This window comes from Nocardia sp. NPDC003345 (assembly GCF_053589395.1).
The window spans coordinates 1-1,926 of the sequence record NZ_JBSFRU010000559.1 but is presented as its reverse complement, the minus strand read 5'-3'; the positions used below and the strand labels follow the sequence as shown (position 1 = coordinate 1,926).

Annotated in this window: 3 protein-coding genes; all 3 read right to left on the bottom strand. The window is 67.8% G+C overall.

Features of this window, described 5'->3' with window-relative positions; genetic code table 11:
* Nucleotides 1–501 (bottom strand): sulfate/molybdate ABC transporter ATP-binding protein (locus tag ACWDU1_RS31975; protein ID WP_450004153.1); only part of this gene is annotated, 501 nt, incomplete at its 3' end.
* A 79-nt stretch (nt 502–580) separates the two neighbouring features.
* Entirely contained in the window at nt 581–1,387 is an 807-nt protein-coding gene (cysW, locus tag ACWDU1_RS31970; RefSeq protein ID WP_450004152.1) for a sulfate ABC transporter permease subunit CysW, read from the bottom strand.
* A partial coding sequence (locus tag ACWDU1_RS31965; RefSeq protein ID WP_450004151.1) for an ABC transporter permease occupies nt 1,384–1,926 on the bottom strand: 543 nt, incomplete at its 5' end. The genes cysW and ACWDU1_RS31965, both read right to left, overlap by 4 nt.

Sequence of the window (1,926 nt, the reverse complement as noted above, 5' to 3'; positions counted from 1 at the left end):
GCGGACCTTGGCGTCCAGCGCGCCGAACGGTTCGTCGAGCAGCAGCACCTGCGGGTCGACGGCCAGGGCGCGGGCCAGGGCCATCCGCTGGCGCTGGCCGCCGGACAGTTGCGCGGGATATCGGTGCTGGAAGCCGTCGAGGCCGACGATTCCGAGCAGTTCGTCGACCCGTTTGGCGATCTCGGGTTTGGGCCGTTTCCGGATGGTCAGGCCGAAGGCGACGTTGTCGCGGACGGTCATATGTTTGAACGCGGCGTAGTGCTGGAAGACGAAGCCGATATCGCGTTTCTGCGGCGGTACCCGGGTCACGTCCCGGCCGCCGATGGTGACGACCCCCGAATCGAGGTTCTCCAGCCCGGCGATGGACCGCAGCAGCGTCGATTTCCCGGAGCCGGAGGGGCCCAGCAGCGCGGTCAGCTCACCGGAGGGTATGTCGAGGCTGACATCGTCGAGTGCGGCGAAGGAACCGTAGTTCTTGCGCGCGTTGGTCACGGTGATCATGGGCGGCCTCCGGCATGCACGGTCACGGATATCTCCTTCGAAGCTGGTACGCGCGGTCCGCGGAGGCCGGGGTATCGCGTCACGACACGTCCCGTTTGCGTTCCAGGAGCGTCATCAACAGCAGGGTGAGCAGCGCGAGGCCCATCAGCAGGACCGCGGCGCAGTAGGCGCCGAAATCGTTGTGATCGTTGATATAGCGTTCGTGCACCAGCAGGGTCAGCGTCTGCGAGACCCCGGGGAAGCCGGAGGACACCATGATCACCGCGCCGAACTCGCCGAGGGCGCGGGCCACGGTGAGCACCACGCCGTAGGTGAGGCCCCAGCGGATGGCGGGGACGGTGATACGCCAGAAGGTCTGCCAGCCGGAGGCGCCGAGGGTGGCGGCGGCCTGTTCCTGGTCGTCGCCGATCTCGTGCAGTACCGGCTCGACCTCGCGGACCACGAACGGCATGGTCACGAAGATGGTGGCCAGCACCATGCCGGGGAGCGCGAAGATCACCCGGAAACCCCATTCGGTGACCACGCCGAACCAGCCGCCGACGCCCCACAGCATGATCAGCGCGACACCCACCACCACGGGTGAGACCGCGAAGGGCAGGTCGACCACGCCCTGGAGCAGTCGCCGGCCGGGGAAGTTGCCGCGCACCAGGGCCAGCGCGATCACCACCCCGAGGATCACGTTCACCGGCACGACGATCGCCAGGATGATCATGGAAAGGTTGAACGCGGAGATGGCGGCCGGGGTGGTGATCTGGTCGACGAACGCGCCGATACCGTGCTCGAAGGCCCGGTACAGGATGATCCCCAGCGGCAGCACCAGCAGGACGAACAGGTAGCCGAGGGCGACCACGCGCAGGGTCACCCGGCCGGGTGTGGACAGTTTCATCGGGCCTCGCGCTCCTTCCGCGCGGTGCGCTCGGCGAAGATCCGCAGCACCAGCAGCACCACGAACGCGATCACCAGCAGCGCCACCGATACCGCGGCCGCGTGCACCGGTCGGTCGATCTCGATCTGCTGCTGGATGTATTGCGAGGCCACCTGGGTATCGCGCGGGATATTGCCGCCGATCAGCACGACCGACCCGAATTCGCCGATCGCGCGGGCGAAGGCCAGCCCGCCGCCGCTGATGATGGCGGGCGCCAGGGTCGGCAGCACGATCCGGCGGAAGGTGGTCCAGTTGTCGGCGCCCAGTGAGAGAGCCGCCTGCTCTACCTCCCGATCGGCTTCGATGAGCACCGGCTGCACCGAACGCACCACGAACGGCAGCGTCACGAATGCCAGTGCGACCACCAGGCCGGGCCGGGTCGCGTTGAGATGGATGTCCACCGGGCTGTTGGGCCCGTACAGGGCCAGCAGCACGATACTGGCGACGATGGTGGGCAGCGCGAACGGCAGATCGATGAGCGCGTTCACCGCGCCCTTGCC